Consider the following 23,388-nt stretch of genomic DNA (forward strand, 5'->3'; position numbering starts at 1 on the left):
CTACTCTATACTTTTCCATAAATATAATGATGCATAGCTGCAATATGGTTCACACTCTTGTTTCATTCGTTCTAAAAATACTTCATCTGGCTTTTGTTCTAATTGAAATAACTGTTGAAGCGCACGTTGAATCCCGATATCTGCTTTTGGAAACATATTTTGGCGTCCAAGAGCAAACAGTAAGAAGTTTTGTACAGTCCACGCTCCAATACCTCGTATTGGTAATAGCATTGCTGTAACCTCTTCGTCCGTTTTTCTCTCTAATTCTTCTAAGTTTAACTTTCCACCCACAATATGCTGTGCAAGTCCAATGATATATTCTGCTTTGCGCTGACTAAACTTTTGATTTCTCAATTCTTCTACTGTAATATTCGCTACTTGTTCAGGCGTCGGAAAAAAGAAAACTCCTTTTCTTTCTGTTCCATATGTTTTTACAAATTGTTCTGTAAGTGCTGTCGCAAATTTCAGGTGAACTTGTTGATGAATAATACAGCGAAGAAGACAAGCAAAATAATCGAACTCTAAAATAATTGGAGTATATGCAAATGTTTCAAAAAGCGGCCGTAACGATGTGTTTAAAAAATGATGCTGAATCACATGAAAAGGTTGATTCCATTGAAAAATAGAAGAAATACGCTTCATAATTTCATCTTGTTTATCGCTTTGGCTAGAAATCCAAAATTGCGGCTCTTCAGTTGTCCCCCTCCCTTGTACACGAACAATAATTTGTTCCCCATCTAGGATAAGTGGGACATGAATGGTTTTATCTTCTAAATGAATGATATTTAACGGGTCAAAAGATAAACGTTTTAATACTTCTTCAAAACGATATGGATAATCTAACGTAATTTGTTCGCTCCACATGCATTCCTCATCCTTTTTACACATCATTATAGCATGAGAAAACCGCAAGCATACATGCTTACGGTTGATTGCCTTTTACTAAATCATCTAAGCTTTTAAAATGATACCCCTTCTCGCGTAAATCATCAATGATTTTCGCAAGTGCTTCTGTGTTATCCTTCGAAACAGAGTGCAGCAAAATAATGGCCCCGGGGTGAACCATATTCATTACATTATTATGAGCATATTGCCATCCTCTTTGTTGATCTACTTTCCAATCGAGAAAAGCAAGCGACCAAAAGACATTATAGTAGCCCATATCTTTTGCAAGTGCTAATGTACGTTCACTAAAAATCCCTCGCGGAGGTCTTACATATCTTACTTCTTTTTGCCCTGTTATCTTTTTAATTTCATCTGTTACAACTTGCAATTCTTCACGAAGCTTTGCGTCGTTTACCGTTGTAAAATCTGGATGAGTCTGTGAATGGTTTCCAACAATATGCCCTTCATTTACCATTCGTTTTAATAAATCTTCCTGAGTTTTAATATAATGCCCTGTCACAAAAAAGGTTGCCGGTACCTTCTTTTCTTTTAACACATCGAGAATTTTTCCGGTAAAGCCATTTTCGTATCCATTATCAAACGTTAAATAAATATCTTTTTTCTTTGTATCGCCTAAATAAAATCCTCCATTTTTCTGCAATAGCTCTGTAAATTTTTGACCAGCATCCGGAGGAATTTCATTTTTTGCACGCGGAATTCCCCAATGATTTGGCGTATTCACATAAGCAAGCACAGAAGCCGGAACAAGTACCATCATAATTGAAAAGATAATACCAATGTATAACCAATTACGCTTCATTGTATAAGCTCCTTTTCTTATATAATCGTACTTGTAGTTTCTGTGTCTATAATTTTTTCATGCTGAACACGTTTTTCCATTTATACCAATACAAAGCAAGACACTGATTCAATATATCGGCGCTTCGACATAAGATAAAGCCCCTCCGAACGCACAAAAAAGAGCTGACAAATGTCAGCTCCTCATTCTTATTTAAACACTGGTTCTTTAAACGTTGCTAACTTCTCTAAAGATGATTTATCCACATCAGCATGTAAGCTATTACCATGAGAATCCATTGTTACAACTGCTTTAAATCCTTCTACACGTAAATGCCACATTGCTTCTGGAATACCAAATTGTAAGAAATCAACATCTTTTACGTCTTTAATGCACTCTGCGTAGTACTGTGCTGCACCGCCAATTGCATTTAAATATACGCCGCCATGTTCATTTAATGCCGCCAATGTTTTCGCACCCATACCGCCTTTACCAATAACAGCGCGAATACCAAATTTCTTCATAATATCGCCTTGGTATGGCTCTTCACGAATACTTGTTGTTGGTCCTGCTGCTTTAATTTTCCAATTGTCATTTTCATCTTTTACAACAACTGGTCCGCAGTGATAAATAACTTGTCCATTCAAATCAACTGGGCAGTCGTTATCCATTAAATGTTTATGAATTGCATCGCGGCCTGTATACATCATACCGTTAATCGTTACAACGTCACCAACGCGAAGTTCGCGAATTTGTTCCTCCGTAATTGGCGCCTGTAAGACGATTTCACGTTGCATATTTGCTTCTTCGTTTGTTTCCTCGTGTTTTAGCGTATCTTCACCTTCTTGGTATAACCAGTCAATAATTTCACCTGATTCTGGGTGAATCGTTACACCTAGGCGGCGATATGCCCAGCAGTTATATGCAACAGAAACATAGAAGCTAGCTGGAAGACGGTTGTATACACCAATTTTGCAGCCAAGTAATGATGTTTCGCCGCCAAATCCCATCGTTCCAATCCCAAGCTTATTCGCATTTTCCATAATATAATCTTCAAGCTGCTTTAATTCTGGAATTGGATTTTCATCATCTAATGTACGGAACAATTGGTTTTTCGCAAGCTCATAACCTGACGTACGATCTCCTCCGATACCAACGCCAATTACGCCAGCACTACATCCTTGACCTTGTGCTTGATATACCGCATGAAGAAGGCATTTACGAATTCCTTCTAAATCACGACCAGCTCGTCCTAGTCCTTCAAGTTCACAAGGTAAGCTGTATTGAATATTTTTATTTTCACAGCCACCGCCTTTTAAAATAAGGCGTGCATCAATATAATCTTTTTCCCATTGCTCAAACTTAATGACAGGTGTTCCTGGCCCTAAGTTATTTCCGCTATTATCACCAAACAGAGAATCTACAGAGTTCGGACGAAGCTTCCCGTCTTTCGTTGCTTGTTCAATCGCTTTGTAAATTGCTTCTTTAATGTGTAATTGGTTTACCCCAACTGGTGTGTACACTTTAAAAGTTGGCATCCCTGTATCTTGGCAAATTGGCGAAATATTATCATCTGCCATTTTAATATTATTGGTAATTGTGCCAAGCGCCATCGCGGAACGAGTTCCTGCACTTTCTCGTTCTTTCGCTTGTTGAATCACACGTCGAACATCTTTCGGTAAATTTGTTGACGTTTCAACAATTAGTTTATACATGCTTTCTTGAAGCTTTTTCATGATTACTTCCCCCTCAATTGTGAACGCTACCAAAACGCATTTCAAAATTTCACAATTTGATTATACCTCTTTTTTTACATTGCTTCTAACAAAAAAGAATCAGCAGTTCGCTGATCCTTTACTCACTCTTTTTAAATTGCTCACACTTAAACTCAATATCATCTAACATTTCAAGAAGACGATCCACATCTTCTAGTTCCACGTCTTCTGGTTCAATTGTATCAATAACTTCTATAAACATATTTAAACGTTCTTTCAAATATACTAATTGTGAATCTTTATCATAAGTAGCATTTCCCATAGGTGCTCTCTCCTTTTTGTGCGAGTTATCTTGATTATTTCTTAAAAAACATAAGCATTCCTATATATTTACAAAAAATAATATATTTATATAACCCTATTGCTTCGACTCATACTAAGCATACTCATTCGTTTGCTTGTTGAATCTTTATTTTATTATACAGTAAAAATGATTACCACGGACATGAATTTTTGCATTAATTTGAGTAAAATAATATGTCCCGCTATTCCTCCACCTCAAAATTCAAGGGAAATTGCAGAAAGTTCAACTAGATGAACCCATTTTAATTTTTCAATATATAAATTGCTGCTATGCAGAAAAAAGATCCTTCTCTCGCTTTCTCCCTTTGTTTGAACTTCGCATGTGGCAGAAAAGGGCCCTGACCGCTTCTATGTGTGGCCTGCTCTCGCCCATCAAAAAGAATGGTTTTTGATTTATAAAATCATCAGTGGGGATGAAAAAAACGCCCCACTGATGGAAGTTTCACTTTATCCCGCATTAACGGTCAGTAAATCCCCTTCCTAGGATGAAGAGAGAAACAAAGAAGATAGGCGGGGATAACTGTCCGTAAAAGCCCGATTGGTTCAACTAACCAGCAGTGGGAAGGAAAAAAACGCCCCACTGATGGAAGTTTCACTTTATCCCGCATTAACGGTCAGTAAATCCCCTTCCTAGGATGAAGAGAGAAACAAAGAAGATAGGCGGGGATAACTGTCCGTAAAAGCCCGATTGGTTCAACTAACCAGCAGTGGGAAGGAAAAAAACGCCCCACTGATGGAAGTTTCACTTTATTAAAAAGCAATCTTCTTCTATCATAGAGGATGGACAAATTGTTATTTCAATAGTCAAAGGAGTATTTCATAAATGAATACATCACAAAAAATGAAGCCGATTACTCCTTCTTATGATCCATGGGAAGCTTATATGGACCTTGAAGAGTATGGCAAATTATTATTAACAAACGTTGAGTTTACAACGACAACATTATGCAATATGCGCTGCGAACATTGTGCTGTTGGTTATACGTTACAGCCAAAAGATCCAAATCCACTTCCGCTTGATTTATTATTACAACGATTAGATGAAGTTCCGCATCTACGTTCTTTAAGTATTACAGGCGGCGAGCCGATGCTTTCCAAAAAGTCTGTTGATAATTATGTAACACCGCTCTTAAAGTATGCTCACGAACGAGGCGTTCGCACCCAGATTAACTCTAACCTAACTATAGATTTAGCCCGTTATGAACAAATTATTCCTTATCTCGATGTTTTACATATTTCTCATAACTGGGGAACGATTGATGATTTCGCTCAGGGCGGATTTGCGATGATGGAGCGCAAACCGTCATATGAACAACGTGCCAAATTATTTGAACGGATGATTTCAAATAGTAAAGCATTATCAGAAGCAGGTGTTCTTGTTTCTGCTGAAACAATGCTAAATAAACGTACACTTCCGCATATTGAACACATTCACCGTCAAATTGTTGAAGAGATGGGCTGTAAACGTCATGAGGTGCATCCAATGTACCCAAGTGATTTTGCTAGCAATCTTGAAATTTTAACGAAAGATGAAATTCGCAGTGCCATTTCAAACCTTCTCGATATTCGTGATGAAAATGTCTGGATGCTATTTGGAACATTGCCATTCTATGCATGTAGCGATGACGAACGTGATTTAGAAGTATTCAAAAAGCTGCATACAAGTAAAAATGTAACAGTACGTAATGACCCTGACGGTCGTTCACGCTTAAATGTAAATATTTTTGACGGCAGTATTATCGTTACAGATTTCGGTGACGTGCCAATGCTTGGAAATGTCCAAACGAATACACTGCAAGAAGCTTATGACAAGTGGAGCGCCTCAAAAACAGCAAAAGAATTAAGCTGCCATTGTCCAGCTGTAAAATGCCTTGGACCAAATATTCTTGTCAAAAATAGTTACTATCCAACAGAAAATTTCTTAACAAAACAATCAAACATTACATTATAAGAAAAAAACGTCAGCGTACTATCATGCTGACGTTTTTTCTTAACCTTTACTTTGGATCAGGAGACGAAATAAACTTAAAAGAAATATGATCTTGAATTGGTATGGACGCTCCAATTCCTTGTGATGTAATATTTTTAATCATCAATTTTCGCTGATTTCCTTTTAAGACAAGATATACTTCACCAAATGTTACTTTTCCTTTTTCGTTAACGGCTGGCGTATACGCATATAAGTATCCAAGTTGTTTCGGACTAATATTATATACTCGTTCATGCTGGGTTCCATAACCAATAATCGTTTTAAACGAAAGAGGTAAACGTACTTTTTCCATCGCTTTTAGCAGCATCATCTTCTTCACATCTTCTGGATCCTTAATGTAAGAAGTAAGCCCACCTTCTACTAGTTTTTGCGCTTCTTGTCTATAGCGAAGCGGATAAAATCCCTGTCCACCGCGATTATCATGAATATTCCGATTGACTTGCCTGTATTCCCAGTTCATTGTTGTTTCAATCGATTCATAATTTAAAGGCCATTGTCCTAAATAAATTTTCGCGCGGTACCCAACTGCAAGTGGTGCATTAGAAATAGATGTTTCATTAAACATTCGAATTAAATCCGGATTTTCAATCTTTATTGGCGATGTCTCAAGCAACGTTTTGGCTAGTTCACTCGGTTGCAAGCGCGGCAAATCCTGTGTTGGATTTGGATACGTATTTTCTTTTGAAATGTTTAAAACAGATGGTGGAACTTTCACATTCAATTCTATCTTCGCAAAACTGCTACAAGGAAATAAAAAGATAAACGAGAACATAATGGTCATATAAATATTGCACACTCGTTTCATCCGTAAAGCTCCTTCCTAATGGGACTATACGGTTATATTCTTTTCCCTGCTCTCTATTGTTATCCAAACTTTTTATAGTAAATAAAAACCGATTCCCATAATGAAATACGCTGCAAGTAATGTTAGACCTTCAAACCAGTTCGTATCGCCATCATTTGATATAGCAATTGTCAAAAATACAGCCGTGATCATTGCTACCAATTCTGGAATCGTGAATACAAGAGGCATATTTACCGCAAAGAACATAGAAATAATAACAAGTACAGGCGCAACAAACATGGCAATTTGTAATGTGGAACCAACTGCAATTTCAACAGCAACATTAACTTTATTTTTATAAGCCATAACTATAGCCGATGCATGCTCTGCTGCATTTCCGACAATCGCCACAATGATAATCCCGATAAATAATTCACTCCAACCAAACGTTTTTGCAACAGTTTCAATTGTATGTACAAGTGCCTCTGATACATAAGCAACTGCTACCGTTGCAATTGCCAAAATAAGCAAGGCTTTTCCTTTTGACCATTCTGGCTCTTCATCATGCTCTACTACTTCTTCTTTATGCTGGTATACACCGCGATGCGTGACAAGTTTAAAAAACAATGCCGCTAAATATAAAACAATCATAATGATAGAAATGCCGACGCTAAGTTGGAACGTTTTTTCTACGTTCATGTTCATTGAAAATATCTCTGGAATGACAAAAGCAACGACAACCGCAAAAATTAATAAAGATGAATTATGCCTCGCGTCATATACATTAAAGCTTTGCCGTTTATACTTTAGACCACCTACAAAAAAAGAGAGTCCACCCACTAATAATAAATTCCCAAGAACAGAACCTGTTAACGAAGCAAGTACTACTTCTGTTAACCCAGCTCGCAATGCAAAAATAGAAATAATAAGCTCAACTGCATTACCAAATGTTGCGTTTAACAAGCCTCCTATACGAGGTCCTGACACAACTGCCAAACTTTCCGTTGCTCTCCCCATAAAACCGGCCAGTGCAATAATTGTAACGCAATATACGGCAAACATAATTGTTTGGGGCCAATGCATTACGTTACCAAGGACAGAAAGCGGTACACCAATGACTGCAAGAAGTAAAAAAATCTTATTAAACATCCTTTTCATCCTTCCATTCCTTTATCAATCACTCTTTATATTACCATTATTATTCTTTTAATTTACCCAATTTTTATCATAATTACGTTTAAAAAAGAGCATTGAAGAAAAAAGTAAGAGCGAACAAAAAATATGAATGTTAAGTATGAGATACTCGAAAGGAGCATAAACAAATGCATCTAAAAGAAAAAATAGCAAATATTATCCAAAACCAACAAATTGGTGTCCTCGCAACCATTCGTGACAACAAACCGTATAGCTGCTTTATGATGTTTTTTCACGAAGATTTTGTATTGTATGCTGCAACAGATCGGCAATCAAAAAAAATAACGGATATCGAACAAAATGCAACTGTTCATATTTTACTTGGTCACGAGGGAAAAAAATGGGACGAAGAATATCTTGAAATAGAAGGCATTGCTTCTATTGAAGAAGACAGTACGTTAAAAAATAAATTTTGGACAAATAGTTTAAAACGGTGGTTACTTGGTCCTGAAGATCCAAATTACGTGTTAATCAAAATCAATCCTGAAACAATTTATTACATTGATAGTGCTGGTACAACACAACCAGAATTTATACGTCTATAAAGTGAAACTTCCACAGCCTTTACTGCCCACGAATAGCGGGATAACGAACAAAACAAGACTTCGTTAAATTTTAAATATAGTTTGAAGGCTATGGTCAATAACAAGAAATGGAAAAAGCCTTGAGAAAGGAAATTCTCACAGGCTTTTTCTACTTTTTCAGTAACAAATACATAAAATAAGGAGCACCAATAAAAACAACCATAATACCTGCAGGAATTCCACTTGGTTCTACAATATGCCGACCAATTGTATCTGCAAGTAATAATAGCCATCCACCGATTAGAATGGCTACAGGGACAAATATTTGATGTCTTGGCCCAACTAAAGATTTTGCAATATGCGGAGCCATAAGCCCGATAAAGGCGATTCCCCCTGTAACTGAAACTGCAGTGGCAGCCAATGCAACGGCTGCTAGTAGTAGAGAGCGGCGTTCTTTTTCAATTTCGATCCCGACGCCAATCGCTACGGATTCGTTTAAGGCAAGGATGTTTAGACGGTTTGCCTTATATAATGTGAACGGGATCAGTATAGCTAACCATGGAAGGATAGCCAATACAAAGACCCAATCATCTCCCCAAATATTTCCGGCAATCCATTTTGCGATAAAATCTACTTTGGCACGTTCAGCAGAGGAGATAATTACAATCATTGTCCCTGAGAGTGCGAATGAAAATCCAATCCCCGTTAATGTTAAATTTATCGGCTGAAGTCCCGTAGCTTTTTTATATGAAAAAACATAAATCAGACAAGCTGTAATAAAAGCCCCCATAAATCCAACAACTGGTAGTAAGTATACAAATGAACCTGCATCGATTGGAAAATACAAAAAGAAAATCGCAATCGCTACACCCGCTCCTGAATTAATACCGATAATTCCAGGTTCAGCTAAATCGTTTCGAGTAATTCCTTGTAATATAGCCCCTGATAAGGCAAGTGCCATGCCGGCTAATAGTGTAATTGTAATTCTAGGCAACCTAAGAGAGAATAAAACAAATTCTTCTTTAAATGTTCCTTGTCCAAATAATGTTGGAAGCAGCCTATCGTAGGAGAGTGAAGCAGCTCCTAATCCCATACCGACTATGATTGTTGTGATAATAAGTATAAGTAAAACCATTATAATGAGTCGTTGTTTTTTTAAAATTGAATGTTGAATCATGAGAATGTTCTTCCTCCTTTCCGTACAATGAACAGGAAGAATGGTAGACCTACAATGGAAACAATGGCAACAAGTGGCGTTTCATATGGAGCATTCATTGTACGTCCGATTGTGTCAGCAAGTAGCATAAAAGAAGCTCCAACTATTGCAGACATCGGGATAACAAATCGATAGTCTGGCCCGACGATTGGTCGTACCATATGGGGCACCATTAAACCGACGAATGCCATGTTTCCAACAAGTGCAACAGAGGCACCTGCAAGCAAAATGATAACAATAAAAAGAACAGTTTTAATGAGGATGATTTTTTGACCAAGTCCAATTGCAACTTCTTCGCTTAGACTTAGAATCGTCAATTTCTTTGAAAATAAAATGGCAATGAATATACTTACTGAAATAACGGGAATAATAATTTGTAACTGGCTCCATGTTGTTCCAATTACGCCTCCTGCTGTCCACATAGATACGTCTTGCGAAATCTTGAAGTAAATCCCAATCCCTTCTGAAACCGCGACTAAGAATGCTGAAACTGCCGATCCAGCAAGGACGATTCGAAAGGGAGAAAGCCCTCCCTTTCGAATCAACCCAATGCCAAAAACCATCATTGCACCGATTGCTGCTCCAATAAAGCAGGCAATCATCATATAAACGTAATTTACAGAGGGTATAAAGGCAATGGTAATAGCAAGTGCAGCGTTAGCGCCACCAGTTAGACCAAGTAGACCCGGATCAGCAAGTGGATTGCGAGTTAGTCCTTGCATAATTGCACCAGAAACTGCGAGACCGGCCCCAACAAAAATAGCTGCAACTTCACGTGGTAAGCGTAGTTCCCGGATCACGGAAAGCTTTTCTCTTTTGGCTGAAGAAGTAAGTACTAACCATACATCCTTTACAGTTGTATCTGCCGCACCAAACAACATCGCGATTATAAAAATAAGGAAAAACGCAATGATTCCTAAAATAAATTTGTACGTAAAGGAAGCAGAGAGTAGATTGTTTTTTGTCATTCGTTTCACATCTTTTCTTTTCATAGAATAAAGGAAGAGGAATTCTTAAAATAAGAATTCCTCATTGTTGTATTATTGACCAAGAAAGCTTTTCTTGAAGAAGTCTAGTTGGAAATCTAATGTAAGTGGATCATTAAAGTAGAATTCCATCATGTTTACTTCGAATGCTCTATTATTTTTCACAGCTGGAATGTTTTTGTATGATTCTGTTTCTTGGAATGAGTTATCAGTATCTTTATTTTTACTTACAATTAAGTAATCCCCAGCATACTCAGGTAGAACCTCAGTAGATAATGCATAATAACCTGGTTTTAATGCTTTTTCTTTTACTTTTTCAGGCATTTTTAATTTCATTTCTTGATAAAGAATTTCTGTTCCACGGCCCCAGTTCTCGCCGTATACATAAATTTGCTTGTTGAAGTTTTCAATAACAGAAACGGTTGCGTCTTCTCCGATTTTTGCTTTAATATCTTTCCCTGCTGCTTGTGCACGTTTCTTGAAATCGTCCACCCAAGCTTTTGCTTCTTTTTCTTTATTTAGTAATTTACCTATTTCTAAATGTTGAGTTAAGTAATCTACTTTTCCGTATGTGAATGTAACAGTTGGAGCAATTTTCTTTAACTTATCAACGTTTTTGATATTAGATAAACCAATAATTAAGTCTGGGTTTAATTCAATAATTTTTTCGATATTTTCATCTGATACTTCAGCAACATCTTTTAATTTCGCTTGAAAACGTGGATTTTGTTTGGACCATGAATCTACCCCAACAAGATTTACTCCTAAAGACATTACGTTACCTGCAAATGATGATAATACAACGACGCGCTTTGGATTTGCAGGGACTGCAACTTTACCATTTTCGGATTGGTATGTAATTGTTTCTGATTTACTTCCCTTTGCACTTGAATCGTCTTTCTTATCTGTTGATCCGTTGCTACAAGCACTCATAACAAGTACAAATAGAACTGTAAGTAAAATGAATAATTTTTTCATTCGTCTTCTCCTTTTATAAAATGAATGTAATATATAGCTTTCTAACAGGATGATATCTCATAATTCGTTCTACATTGTGCTTACAAATCTTGATATCGAGATTTATTGCAATAAAAGTACTTGAATGATTTATAAGTCAATGAAACGTTATATTCCCTCCAACTTTGTTAATAAGTATAAATTGAAAATGATTATCAATGTCAACCACTTAATAATATAATTTTATCTTTTTAGATTGTCAATAGTAATTTAGATTGTAAATCTAATTGAAACAGGTTATATTTTATTGAGAATGATAATCAATATGAATTAAAAACTGAGGAGTGAACGCGAATGAATCAAGCGGAATTATTTGATGTAACTGTGATCGGCGGTGGACCTGCAGGGCTTTATTCAGCGTTTTATAGTGGATTAAGAGAAATGAAAACAAAGATTATTGAATTTCAACCACAATTAGGTGGAAAGATACATGTTTATCCAGAAAAAATGATTTGGGATATTGGAGGATTGCCACCAGTTATAGGGGCTAAGTTAATTGATCAACTTGTAGAGCAAGGATTAACATTCCATCCAGAAGTCGTATTAAATGAAAAAGTAGAATCGATAACTCGTAATGAAGAGGGAATCTTTGTGTTAAAGACATCCTCTGGAGAAAGGCATTTTTCAAAGACTGTTATTGTAGCAACAGGAAGTGGAATATTAAAGCCACAAAAATTAGCAATTTCAGGTGCTGAAAGATTTGAAGTATCGAATTTAAATTATACTGTAAAATCCTTAAAACATTTTCAGGATAAAACGGTCATTGTGTCAGGCGGAGGCAATTCTGCAATCGATTGGGCTAATGAATTGGAGCCGATTGCAAAAAAAGTGTATTTAACATATCGAAAAGATACTTTGTCTGGTCATGAGGCACAAATAACACAACTTATGAATAGCTCTGCAATATGCTTCTTGCATACAACGATTACCAAGTTAATTGCAGGTGATAATCATGAAGCCATTGAGCGTGTGGAATTAACAAATCATGAAACAGGAGAAGTTTCATATTTATCAATTGATGAAGTCATTATTAATCATGGATATGAACGTGATATGACATTATTAGAAAATAGTGAACTAAATATTGAAATAATAGATGATCACTTTATTGCAGGTAATGCAAATAGTGAATCTTCCATAGAAGGATTATACGCTGCGGGAGATATTTTAAAACACGAGGGTAAATTGCATTTAATCGCTGGTGCTTTTCAAGATGCTGGAAACGCCGTGAATAAAGCAAAACAATTTATTCATCCGGATGCAAGTGAATATGGCATGGTTTCTTCCCATAATGATGTTTTTAAACAACGTAACCGGGAACTTATTAATCAAATGATGAGATAAAAAGCATTCGTGAAATAACGGATGCTTTTTATCTTTTCTTTACGCACAAAAATAGTTGGAACTGAGATTATGGTATGAGTTTGTTAAGTGTACTTGACTGCAAATAACGATGTTTAGGAAAGAAGAAATGTTATCAATGTTTCTACAAGTGGAGTTATGTTATATTGTAAAATGCGTTCCTGAAGAAAGAAAAACTCAGCTTAACAAGCATACCGAAGTAAATGATGAGTTTTTATTAAGTAAGCAAACTATAAAAAAATTGGTATTTCTCGTATTACACCGTATCGTAAGAAGCGACACATTCTTACTCTACTTCTCTAATACATATATATTTAATATTTTGCGACGTCTCGTTTTGTCGAAAAGTTCTTTTCCAAAAAAAATTGAAAAAGCTGGAACTTTCTAAAGATTCTGTTATATAATAGTATTAACTTAAATAAACTGTATTAAAACAGATTGAGAGGAGAAATAAACATGATAAGAAGAGAAGAACGGAAAAATATGATTGAATTTATTGAAAAGAAAAAAGGCATTGAACGTGAAGAACTGATGTATATGACCGATGACGAAGTAGAACATATTTACAATGTGACATACTTCTTATATGAGGAAATTGCAGAATAACATAAAAAGACCGCTATATACATTAGCGGTTTTTTTTAGCTTTTTGCATTTTTACATATGTATAAACAATCAAAACAATGATGATTGAAACAACACAAATCCAAAATCCATATCGATGTAAATTGTACTCTACATCTCGCCACTTTTCTCCTAATTTCCACCCAAGCCCAATAAAAACGCTCACCCAAATGAGCGCACCGCCATACGCATATAAAAAAAACTTCCCCCATTTTAAGTCAGACATTCCTGCAAAATAAGCAGTTAAATGTCTAACACCAGGTATAAAATAGCCAAACACCAATAAAAAAGGACCATACTTCTCAAATAAAATATGCGTCTTCTCAATTTGTGCTTCTTTAATCCCCACTTTAGAACCATACTTTTTCAATACAGGGAGTCCTAATTTCAAGCCAAGCATATAACTTAATGTAATCCCAATTATAGCCCCAGCCATGCCGCTCGTAAAAGCTTCTGTTCCTGACATATATCCCCTTGAAATATTATATCCGACAAATGTAAGTAGAAATTCATCTGGTATTGGTAATCCGACGATTCCTCCAGCAAGCGCAATAATAATTCCATAATAACCGTAGTGTGCGATTAATTCACCAATATGTTCTTCCATTCGCACGACACATCCTATACGTTATCGTTATTCCACATTGTACCCTCTCTATCAATAAAGCAAACATGGTATACATATTCACTATACATTGTTTTTATGACGAACTCTACATTCAATGTTACAACTTCATGTAGAATATTATAGTCGTATTATGTTATTAGGAAGAGCTAATGTTGTTTCAGAACTGAAAGGAAATTGAAAAAAAACTGAAACTTTATGCATGAAAATTCAATCCTACTCTAAAAATGAAAGGAAATTGAAATTTTTTAAAAGAAAATCTTTGCTAGAATAAAAAACATCAATGCAAGAAAGTGTTGACATATGAAGGAATATTCATTTTTTAATATATAGTGGAGGAAAAACATGACACTAGAAAAACAGTTAATAAAAAAAATATATTATGAAACATTTCTAATGGAAAATGAAACACATCCGCCTCTTCAAGTACTTGGAGAAGCATATTTAGCTGAGCAAAAAAATGAATTTTCGGATGGATCTTATATTCGTTTTGCACAAGGTGAGTTTTATTATCACCATCAAGATTTTGAATCAGCTATTTTTAAATGGGAGAAAGTCAATAATGAATTAGAACCATGGGCACAAAAGAATATTGCAGATGCTTACTTCGAACTTAACCAATTATCAGCTGCCGAAACTGTGTATACGTCCATTACTACTAATAATAAAATACTTATGACCGAAATTTCATTGCAATTACTCTCTCTTTACATAGAACAAAACAAACTTGACTTAGCTTTCGCCGTTATTAAAGAAGCTGTTTCTGCAAATCCCGATTATCCAAACGTTACAACCATTGCTCGTTCCTTTTATGAAGAACAGCAAGATTGGGACAGTGCGGTGGAACTTGCTGTAAATGAAATAATTCGAACAGAGTCCTTCCAATGGTTTGAGATTCTAAAAGAATATATTGATCAAGGATTTACGAAAACCATTTCACCAGATTATTTTTATAAAGTACTCGTTACATTACATCATGTAGACTTAGTCCAATTTACACAAATTGTTTCATCACTTTGGCACAGCTATAAGAACGAACAAACTTATTTGCTTTGGCTTAAAACAATAAATGACTTTTTCTCACATATCGAAGTACATTCAGCCGATGGATGGGACGACATTTCTTCTCTTTACGAAGAAACGTATTTTGAATTAATTCAAGGCCAGTATATGCTGAGACAATTACATGATATTGTTCCGAATATTTTAACGAATTGGTTAAAAATGGTCATTCCTTCTCATGCTGTGTTTCCATCTGCAGCAGTGTTGGCATGGGATGAGGTTTTCCCTGCTAAAATAGATGCGGCAGACGTGAGCCATGCAGAAAAATTGTTATTACATTCTACCAATTATATGGATGGCTTAGACTATAGTTTACATCTTTTTGATTCTATTACACAGTGGGCACAAAACAATGATTTAGAAATGGGGCATCGCTTTAGATGGTTGGTCTATGAGCTTGCAGATTTAAGAACAAATCGTCTTTTAGTAACAGGAACTTCCGGAAGCGGAAAGTCTTCATTTATTAACTCTGTACTAGGAGAAAATATATTAGAAAACGCAAGCTCAAATGCAGTTATCTTTAAAGATGACGCTCATACGGAAATTAATGCCATAACAGATGCGGCAATTTCAACCACTAATAATTTCTCTGATTTCCATAACATGATGTCTATGCACCGACAAACATATAGAGAAAAAACATGTATTGAATTTAAATTACCTTGCAATTTTTTAAGTAAAAACAAACTAGCATTCGTTGTTACACCTAGCTTTAATAGAAACAGTGAGTTAAAAAATGAAACATTCGGCTATTTAGACTCAGTAGACAGTTTGTTATTCGTGTTGAATGCAGATTCACCTTTCACTGACAAAGAACGCGACATTTTATTAAACATTCAAGAACATGCACCAGATTTACAAATTCATTTCTTGTTAAATAAAATTGATAACATTTACAGCGAAGCAGAAATAAAACGAGTGATGCACGATACACAAACAAGAATAAACGCATATTTTCCACATGCGAGAGTTTTACCTTATTCATCGTTATATGCAAACAGTCAACAGCTAAAAGAGTTCGCTGATTTTATTCATTTTAACTTTGAGTATAAAAATCTTGAGCAAGAACGTACGAAAAAAATACTATTTTTCATTCGAAAAGCAATTCAATATCTGTTAGATAAACGAGTTGAGATGGAAAATAACTTAGTAGATTCCATTAATTGGAATGAAGACATTTTAATGAGATTAAATGGCTTTATTAATAATGTTACTGCTTTTGAAAAGGAAAAAATCCATTTCATTACAGATTCATACCGTACAATGAAACATACAATTACGAATGACCTTACAGAGCATATTCCGAAACTGCTGCACAGCTGCTCTGATCTAATTAGTGAGGACAGCAATTTTAGACACATGGATACTGAATTAAATGCAGCAATGAATGAGAGAATTCGAAACTATTTAGAGCAAACCGTATTACCTAACTTCGCTTCATCCATGCAGAATTGGATTGAAACTTCTAATAGTGAGTTCCTTCAAAGTCAATCATATTTAGAAGAAATAAGTGAAGGGCTTAACTCTTTATGCGGTGAAAATCGAATCCAGTTAGAATGCGACTTTAAAATACTTGATGATTGGCGACGCGATACGGATCGAATGACGAATCGAATACAGATGGAAGAAGTAAATATCTTCCGCCGCTTTACGCCCACGCAATTTTTACTAAAAAGTGCAGGGAAATTATTCGGAGCTCTTCCTAAAAATAAAACAATGCTCTATACCAAATACAAGCAGTATTTAGAAAATGAAGATTTTACCGATGTAACTACTTCTATTATAAACAAGTTTTTCTTACAGTTTGAGCTATTTGAAAATGCACTAGAAAGGGATATTACTATGTTCTTTAGAGATCCGTTTAGTTCATTGAAACAAGCTGTCGAACAGACTCATTTAGAAATACAAGAATATCAAAATACATTGCATAAAATGAAATCAAATCCTGAAGTTTATCGTGATCCTATCACACTATTTGAACTTAGATTGCGTCAGTATGAAGTAGTCTTAAGTATAGATGAACGGAACATTGATACAGAGTCAATGTTAGGAACAAACATAGAGGAAACACCAACTTTTTAATTGTAATAAACCAACAAAGCAGCCATTATCGGCTGCTTTGTTATTATGCGATTAATCCTTCTGTATATCCCATATCACATCATTGACCTTTGCTTCAATACGGATTTGCTGGATAAATCGCGTACGTTCGTTTTCATTACGAACCAGCTTCTGTACATACCGCCGCTTACTCAATAAGCGTAGATAACGCTTATCTGTATGAATCACACCGCGGCATTTTCTATTTTCATATATAACCTTGAACCAATCATGTCCCTTTAACTTTTCCACATGACGCGCAAATCTTTTTTGTTTTCGCTGTTCTCGTCCTTCGAAACTTTCTAGCACTAACTCTACAAGTTCTTCTGCCAGAGCTTCAAATACAACTCTTCCAACCCCGATTGTTCCTCGAACGATTGCTTTAGCAGCATCTGCCGCTACTTCCCCAAGTGCAACTGCTCCCCGTGCGATTCCAGCTAAAATATGGCCGACAATCTCTTCCATAGCCTTCCTCCTTCTAATCTATCGTTTGCACCCGCTTAAAAGGATAGTAAATTGCAACTAAACTTCCTAATACATCATCTTTATCAATGAACCCTAATCCATTACGACTATCACGACTAACTAATCGATTATCTCCCATGACAAAAATTTTATTTTTCGGAATTTTCATCGGACCAAAATCCTCTGTTAAATTCACCATAAGTTGCTTTGCATGCTTCTTATTTTTTCCTAAATAAGGTTCCTTTTGCAATTGACTGTTGATGTACAGCTGATCGTTTTTCATTTCAATCGTATCTCCAGGTAAACCGATAATGCGCTTCACATAATAATTATCCGTTTTAACCACAATGACATCGCCATGATCATAACTATCCATTTGCTTTGTTACCTTATTTACAATGACCTTATCCCCTTCGTAAAGGGTAGGCTGCATAGAAGCTCCTTGCACGGTTGTTGGAAAAAAGACAAATACTTTCATGAAAAAAGCAAGCACACATGCAATCGCAACTACTTCAATGAATTCCCGCAAACGACTTTTCTTCTTCATACGCCTCTCCCTTATCCCTCTATTATCTATATTATAAAATACATTTACCAATAAATTCTATATTATCAGTAAATTACCTGGACAATTTCCCCAATAAAATCTAACATTTTCTATACAAATTCATATTGTTTAACAACAAAAGAAGAACTGCTTAAGGGCAGTTCTTCTTTCACATTTTATATATTAACTTTTTACGTTTCATCCACTCTCGACCTTAATGTAAGGGGATCACTGCCCATTAACGCGGGATAAATGTTATAGCATACACAACCGTAACTTTCACCGAATATTACAATTATATTATACGTTGTATCATAATATATAAATATTTGATATAATACTTCTGGTCTTTTTATTTGGTACATAGAGTATGAGGAGGAATCGTTTTCATTATGAAAGTTATGCTTAAAAATGAAAAAACTGGGCAGATCAAACAAACGAAACTAGGATTTAGTTGGACTGTATTTTTCTTCGGCTTCTTCCCAGCATTGTTTCGTGGAGACTGGAAATGGTGTTTGGTTATCTTAGTTGCAAGTATGTTTACACTTGGTTTTTCTAATTTAGTTTTCTGTTTTATTTATAATAAGCTATATATTAATGATCTTTTAGCTCAAGGGTATAAATCTGCTGATGAGTATAGCTTAGCTGCTTTACAACGAAAAAATATTGTAGCCTAACGCAAAAAACAAGCTGGTTAAATACCAGCTTGTTTTTTATATACCAACATAAATGATACACATTTGCGCTCCCACATATGTTGCCCAAACTAAAAGAGGATCATACTTTATATTCCGTCCACCTATATCAGTAATTCCAATAATAAAGTCAGAAATGACAAATAGAAAACCACCTAACGCCGGAATCCACCACATTCCTTGATTGAAATAAGCGAGCGCAAACGCAAAACACGCCATTCCGCCAACCCAAAGTCCATATACAAGCGCTCCGATTGTAAATAATCGATCTTGCTTATGATTTCGAATAAAAAAGAACCAACCAATAATTAAAAACAAGCCGTATCCCGCTAAACCAATATATAAGCCATTCCACGAAATACCCGTTTCTAAAAAGGCAGTAACATACAAGCAATGTGCAATCGCAAATGTCACCATCCCACCAATGAGACGATGCCCAAATGGAATTAAACCGGCCATAAATAAATCACCAATTGTTGATAAAATCATCCCAATTGCAACCCACTGACGATAAGGTATTACCGGGTCCTGTACCCACATCCATATCGCCGCTCCAGTTAATGAGAAAGTGAGGAGTAAACGAATAAATAAAGGTAATGGTTCATTTTTCTTTGTTTGTTCTGATTGTCTTATTGCATAAATGGTCCCGAACAAAAATAAAACTACTTGTCCAATTAACAGTACGTACATTTCATTCATATTTTTCTCCTTGATGAATTAGTATCTATGTTATTCGATATAAAATCATCATTTTCCTTTCTTTTTCTATAATTACCCTCGAAAAATCGTTCCAAATTTCACTGAGATATTCATGAAAGTTTCACTTTCCATATGAAAAAGAGGCTCTCCATGAACCTCTTCACACTACGCTACTTTTTGTATTTGATTTGTTTCTTTCACTACGTGTACGATTCACGATAATAATTCCAGTTGCTACACACGCCAATCCAAATAATACAAAAGAATGAATTGCTTCGCCTAAAATCAAGCTCGATAAAATCACACCAAATACTGGAATGAAAAACATATACATCGATACTTTTCCAACTTTGTTGTATTTCATCACAGTATTCCAAATACAAAATCCCGCTGCTGATAAAAATGATAAGTATAGGAGCATAAGCAACGTTTGCATATCAAATGTAAACGGCATAAATCCAACTTGTAAAACCCCGATGAACAATAAGCCTAGAGAACCAATAATCATCTGATATGCGGTCATATAACCTACATCCATCGTTTTGCTTCCTTCTTTCGCCAAAATGTTACCGTATGAGTACAACATTGCCGCACCTAGTAATAACAATTCACCAATGCCAAAGTGAAAATTCATATCTCCTTTTGGTATGTTAACAAGAATAACACCGCAAAAACCGATAGATACGCCAATGATTTTTCTCATATTTAAAGAATCGTCTTTATATAGAAAATGCGCTAATACAATTTGAAAAAATGACGATGTTCCCGAAATAACTGCTCCTTCAATCCCAGTACTATAGCTCAAACCGATATAAAAACAAACATATTGTAAAAACGTTTGAAACAGACCAATTTGAACAAGTTGCTTCATTGTTCCTTTTTGAAAAGATAAGTTTCTCCCTAACAATTTAAAGAAGAATAAAAGCATCACTCCTGCTAAGAAAAAGCGGTAACCCGCAAATAAAATTTGCTCGCCTACTTCATGAGGTTGAATGTCTAACTGTATATAACTTAATTTAATAAATGGAAACGCACTACCCCATAGAAAAGTTGCACTTAATGCTGCAATAAATACACCGAGCGGATGTGTAAAAAATCTTTCTGTCTTCACTAGATGTCTTCCCTTCCGTACTTTTTATGAACAATATTCATATATAACAAAGCGGAGTCAAAAAGACAAGTATTTTCACTTCTACCTTGCTTCTGCCATTTCCCTACGTATAACGAAATAAGTAAAAATCTTTTCGGATAAGGTAACATATGTTACAATCTAGAATAGTAATAATAATAAAGTAAATAACTACACAGAGTGTGTTTTCTAAGAAATGCTGCTATCCGTATGGATGGCAGCTTTCGTTGTTTTATAAGGGTGTCGATCATGATTCTTTTTCTCAAATAGAGAGGAGTGAAACGAGATGAATTCACCAGTAAAAATGTTCGCAATACAAAAGAACATTTCAACTTAGAAGAATGCTGCTATCTAAATGGATGGCAGCTTTCGCCGTTTTATAAGGCTGTCGATGATGATTCTTTTTCTCAATCGAAAGGAGCAAAAACGATGAATGCTGGAATAAAAGCATTATTAAAACAAACAGGAACACCGCCTTAAAAGAAAACAAGAGTTTCCATAATCAATTTTTTCTCAAATAGAAAGGAGCAAAAAAGCTATGAATTCTGAAGTAAAAACATTATCAAAGCAACAAGGAACTCAGGCTTCTTCATCTTGGCTTGCAACATTTCAAAAGCATTATGAACTCATTTTTGCGCTTACATCCGGCGTGTTAATTTTAATCGGTTGGTTATTAACAAAGAATGACATGACAACACCTGCAACTATATTTTACGTATTCGCTTATATCATTGGAGGTTATGCAAAAGCAAAAGAAGGTATTGAAGACACACTCGCAGAAAAAGAGCTGAACGTCGAAATGCTCATGCTTTTTGCAGCAATTGGCTCAGCCATTATCGGCTATTGGACAGAAGGTGCCATCTTAATTTTTATCTTCGCCTTAAGCGGAGCGATGGAAGCTTATACAATGAGCAAAAGTCAAAAAGAAATTTCAGCACTGCTCGACTTACAACCTGAAGAAGCACTGCGCATCTCGCGCGGAGTGGAAGAACGTATTCCAGTTGAACAGCTGCAAATCGGTGACATCATTTTAATTAAACCAGGTGAACGTGTTCCAGCAGATGGTATGATTCGCACGGGTGAAACGAATATCGATGAAGCGACGATTTCAGGTGAGCCCATTCCAAATGAAAAGAAACCTGGAGATGACGTATTTGCTGGAACTGTTAACTTACGCGGTGCGATTGAAGTAGAAATTACAAAACATAGCGATCAAACATTGTTCCAAAAAATTATTCGCCTCGTGCAAAATGCCCAAAGTGAAAAGTCTCCGTCACAGCTTTTCATTGAGAAGTTTGAAGGAACGTATGTCAAAGGTGTACTTCTCGTTGTATCACTTATGATGTTCGTTCCTCATTATGCGCTTAGCTGGAGCTGGAATGAAACATTTTACCGTGCGATGATTCTACTCGTCGTTGCTTCACCGTGTGCACTTGTTGCAGCGATTACGCCCGCTACTTTATCAGCAATTTCAAACGGTGCACGCCATGGCATTTTATTTAAAGGCGGTGTTCACTTAGAAAGATTAGCTTCGTTAAAAGCCATTGCCTTTGATAAAACAGGGACATTAACACAAGGAAAGCCAACAGTAACAGATGTATATACGCGTGATGGAATATCAGCAAAAGAATTACTACACATTACAGCATCCATTGAAAGTCATTCTACACATCCTCTAGCGGAAGCAATTGTGAACTATGCAAAGCAGGCATATGAGATTACGTTAACAAAACCAGAAAACGTAGAAGATGTTACAGGGTTTGGTCTAAAAGGAACACTGCAAAATAAAGCGTACAAAATTGGAAAAGCTAATTTTATTGGAGAAGAAACAAAAACATTTCATAGCGGCATTTCCATGCATTTAGAACAAGGAGGAAAAACAGTTGTATATGTAAGCGATGAAAACGGTGTTCTTGGTCTGATTGCTCTAAAAGATACATTGCGCCAAGAAACAATTGCAGCCATTCGTGAACTGCAAAGCCTTGGCATCGAAGCAATTATGATTACAGGTGATAATGAACAAACAGCAAAAGCAATCGCTGCTGAAAGTAATATTAAAGAGTATTACGCATCTTGCTTACCAGAAACAAAAGTAGAAACAATAAAACAATTGAAAGAGAAATACGGTACAGTGGCAATGGTTGGTGACGGTATTAATGATGCTCCTGCCTTAGCAACAGCAAGTATTGGCGTTGCAATGGGAGAAGGAACTGATGTTGCTTTAGAAACAGCTGACGTTGTCTTAATGAAAAGTGAACTTTCCCGCTTAGCGCAAGCCATTCGCTTATCAAAACGAATGAATCGCATCGTAAAGCAAAATGTTATCTTTTCGTTGACTGTCATCATGCTGCTCATTTGCTCAAACTTCCTGCAATTTTTAGCACTTCCATTAGGTGTTATCGGTCATGAAGGAAGTACGATCCTTGTTATTTTAAATGGATTACGGTTATTAAAGGCAAATAATTAAAAGGGTTCCAATATGGAACCCTTTTTTTAATGATAACTATTATGTCCGTTTGCACTGCTGCTCGTTTTATGTTTTGGCTGCGAGCTGCTGTGTTGTTTACGCTGATTTTTGTCATTTTTGCTGTTACCAGTCTTATTTTG

The 23,388-nt window shown here is 35.8% G+C and carries 22 protein-coding genes; 8 read left to right on the plus strand and 14 right to left on the minus strand.

The window, feature by feature from the left end:
• The 4 genes from AB1280_RS15660 to AB1280_RS15675 form a co-directional block, all read right to left on the minus strand.
• Entirely contained in the window at positions 1–864 is an 864-nt protein-coding gene (locus AB1280_RS15660) for a DNA-3-methyladenine glycosylase family protein (protein WP_429756386.1), read from the minus strand.
• Positions 865–922: 58 nt separating this feature from the next.
• Positions 923–1,705, minus strand: coding sequence for a delta-lactam-biosynthetic de-N-acetylase (gene pdaA, locus AB1280_RS15665; RefSeq protein ID WP_272188953.1), 783 nt, complete (start codon positions 1,703–1,705; stop codon positions 923–925).
• Positions 1,706–1,893: 188 nt separating this feature from the next.
• Positions 1,894–3,420 (minus strand): fumarate hydratase, encoded by a 1,527-nt coding sequence (locus AB1280_RS15670; RefSeq protein WP_429756387.1) that lies wholly within the window; start codon positions 3,418–3,420, stop codon positions 1,894–1,896.
• A gap of 118 nt (positions 3,421–3,538) precedes the next feature.
• Positions 3,539–3,721 carry an SE1561 family protein gene (locus tag AB1280_RS15675; RefSeq protein WP_020061169.1) on the minus strand — a complete coding sequence of 61 codons (183 nt, stop codon included), beginning with the start codon at positions 3,719–3,721 and terminating at the stop codon, positions 3,539–3,541.
• 864 nt (positions 3,722–4,585) lie between these two features.
• Between AB1280_RS15675 and yfkAB the strand changes: the two genes are divergently transcribed.
• Positions 4,586–5,713 carry a radical SAM/CxCxxxxC motif protein YfkAB gene (yfkAB, locus tag AB1280_RS15680; RefSeq protein WP_272188950.1) on the plus strand — a complete coding sequence of 376 codons (1,128 nt, stop codon included), beginning with the start codon at positions 4,586–4,588 and terminating at the stop codon, positions 5,711–5,713.
• Positions 5,714–5,759: 46 nt separating this feature from the next.
• Here the strand turns inward: yfkAB and AB1280_RS15685 are convergent, their stop codons facing one another.
• Together AB1280_RS15685 and cax are read right to left on the minus strand one after the other, a co-directional pair.
• Positions 5,760–6,557: a YfkD family protein gene (locus AB1280_RS15685; protein WP_429756388.1), complete on the minus strand. Its 798-nt coding sequence runs from the start codon at positions 6,555–6,557 to the stop codon at positions 5,760–5,762.
• A 72-nt stretch (positions 6,558–6,629) separates the two neighbouring features.
• Entirely contained in the window at positions 6,630–7,685 is a 1,056-nt protein-coding gene (gene cax, locus AB1280_RS15690) for a calcium/proton exchanger (RefSeq protein WP_429756389.1), read from the minus strand.
• Between the two features lie 173 nt (positions 7,686–7,858).
• On the opposite strand from cax, the gene AB1280_RS15695 reads away from it, so the two are divergent.
• Entirely contained in the window at positions 7,859–8,275 is a 417-nt protein-coding gene (locus tag AB1280_RS15695) for a pyridoxamine 5'-phosphate oxidase family protein (protein ID WP_429756390.1), read from the plus strand.
• A gap of 148 nt (positions 8,276–8,423) precedes the next feature.
• Here the strand turns inward: AB1280_RS15695 and AB1280_RS15700 are convergent, their stop codons facing one another.
• From AB1280_RS15700 to AB1280_RS15710, 3 genes are read right to left on the minus strand one after another with little or no spacing between them, the layout of a single operon-like run.
• On the minus strand, positions 8,424–9,428 hold the full coding sequence (locus tag AB1280_RS15700) for a FecCD family ABC transporter permease (protein WP_429757353.1): 1,005 nt from the start codon (positions 9,426–9,428) through the stop codon (positions 8,424–8,426).
• Complete coding sequence (locus AB1280_RS15705; protein WP_429756391.1) at positions 9,428–10,462, minus strand: FecCD family ABC transporter permease; 1,035 nt, start codon at positions 10,460–10,462, stop codon at positions 9,428–9,430. Before AB1280_RS15705 ends, AB1280_RS15700 begins: the two co-directional genes overlap by 1 nt.
• Positions 10,463–10,510: 48 nt before the next feature.
• Complete coding sequence (locus AB1280_RS15710; protein WP_429756392.1) at positions 10,511–11,434, minus strand: iron-hydroxamate ABC transporter substrate-binding protein; 924 nt, start codon at positions 11,432–11,434, stop codon at positions 10,511–10,513.
• A gap of 333 nt (positions 11,435–11,767) precedes the next feature.
• Between AB1280_RS15710 and AB1280_RS15715 the strand changes: the two genes are divergently transcribed.
• Both AB1280_RS15715 and AB1280_RS15720 read left to right on the plus strand, forming a co-directional pair.
• Positions 11,768–12,817 carry an NAD(P)/FAD-dependent oxidoreductase gene (locus AB1280_RS15715; protein ID WP_429756393.1) on the plus strand — a complete coding sequence of 350 codons (1,050 nt, stop codon included), beginning with the start codon at positions 11,768–11,770 and terminating at the stop codon, positions 12,815–12,817.
• Between the two features lie 477 nt (positions 12,818–13,294).
• Positions 13,295–13,441 carry a BH0509 family protein gene (locus tag AB1280_RS15720; protein ID WP_141525097.1) on the plus strand — a complete coding sequence of 49 codons (147 nt, stop codon included), beginning with the start codon at positions 13,295–13,297 and terminating at the stop codon, positions 13,439–13,441.
• A 22-nt stretch (positions 13,442–13,463) separates the two neighbouring features.
• Here the strand turns inward: AB1280_RS15720 and AB1280_RS15725 are convergent, their stop codons facing one another.
• A complete protein-coding gene (locus AB1280_RS15725; RefSeq protein ID WP_272188943.1) occupies positions 13,464–14,066 on the minus strand; it encodes a DedA family protein in 603 nt (200 codons plus the stop codon).
• Between the two features lie 363 nt (positions 14,067–14,429).
• On the opposite strand from AB1280_RS15725, the gene AB1280_RS15730 reads away from it, so the two are divergent.
• Positions 14,430–17,228: a dynamin family protein gene (locus AB1280_RS15730; protein WP_429756394.1), complete on the plus strand. Its 2,799-nt coding sequence runs from the start codon at positions 14,430–14,432 to the stop codon at positions 17,226–17,228.
• Positions 17,229–17,279: 51 nt separating this feature from the next.
• Here the strand turns inward: AB1280_RS15730 and AB1280_RS15735 are convergent, their stop codons facing one another.
• Together AB1280_RS15735 and lepB are read right to left on the minus strand one after the other, a co-directional pair.
• A complete protein-coding gene (locus tag AB1280_RS15735; RefSeq protein ID WP_429756395.1) occupies positions 17,280–17,711 on the minus strand; it encodes a hypothetical protein in 432 nt (143 codons plus the stop codon).
• A 13-nt stretch (positions 17,712–17,724) separates the two neighbouring features.
• Complete coding sequence (gene lepB, locus AB1280_RS15740; RefSeq protein WP_429756396.1) at positions 17,725–18,258, minus strand: signal peptidase I; 534 nt, start codon at positions 18,256–18,258, stop codon at positions 17,725–17,727.
• 392 nt (positions 18,259–18,650) lie between these two features.
• On the opposite strand from lepB, the gene AB1280_RS15745 reads away from it, so the two are divergent.
• Positions 18,651–18,935: a hypothetical protein gene (locus tag AB1280_RS15745; protein ID WP_429756397.1), complete on the plus strand. Its 285-nt coding sequence runs from the start codon at positions 18,651–18,653 to the stop codon at positions 18,933–18,935.
• A gap of 36 nt (positions 18,936–18,971) precedes the next feature.
• On the opposite strand, the gene AB1280_RS15750 is transcribed toward AB1280_RS15745, so the two are convergent.
• Entirely contained in the window at positions 18,972–19,652 is a 681-nt protein-coding gene (locus tag AB1280_RS15750; protein WP_429756398.1) for a lysoplasmalogenase, read from the minus strand.
• A gap of 160 nt (positions 19,653–19,812) precedes the next feature.
• Positions 19,813–20,763, minus strand: coding sequence for a DMT family transporter (locus AB1280_RS15755; protein ID WP_429756399.1), 951 nt, complete (start codon positions 20,761–20,763; stop codon positions 19,813–19,815).
• Positions 20,764–21,057: 294 nt separating this feature from the next.
• Between AB1280_RS15755 and AB1280_RS15760 the strand changes: the two genes are divergently transcribed.
• Both AB1280_RS15760 and AB1280_RS15765 read left to right on the plus strand, forming a co-directional pair.
• The gene (locus AB1280_RS15760; RefSeq protein WP_429756400.1) at positions 21,058–21,261 is read left to right on the plus strand and encodes a hypothetical protein; all 204 of its coding nucleotides are present in this window, start codon (positions 21,058–21,060) and stop codon (positions 21,259–21,261) included.
• Between the two features lie 58 nt (positions 21,262–21,319).
• A complete protein-coding gene (locus AB1280_RS15765) occupies positions 21,320–23,248 on the plus strand; it encodes a heavy metal translocating P-type ATPase (RefSeq protein WP_429756401.1) in 1,929 nt (642 codons plus the stop codon).
• Positions 23,249–23,388 lie beyond the last annotated feature (140 nt).

It is taken from the genome of Bacillus sp. S10(2024) (assembly GCF_050473865.1).
In the GTDB taxonomy this organism is placed as follows: Bacteria; Bacillota; Bacilli; order Bacillales; family Bacillaceae_G; genus Bacillus_A.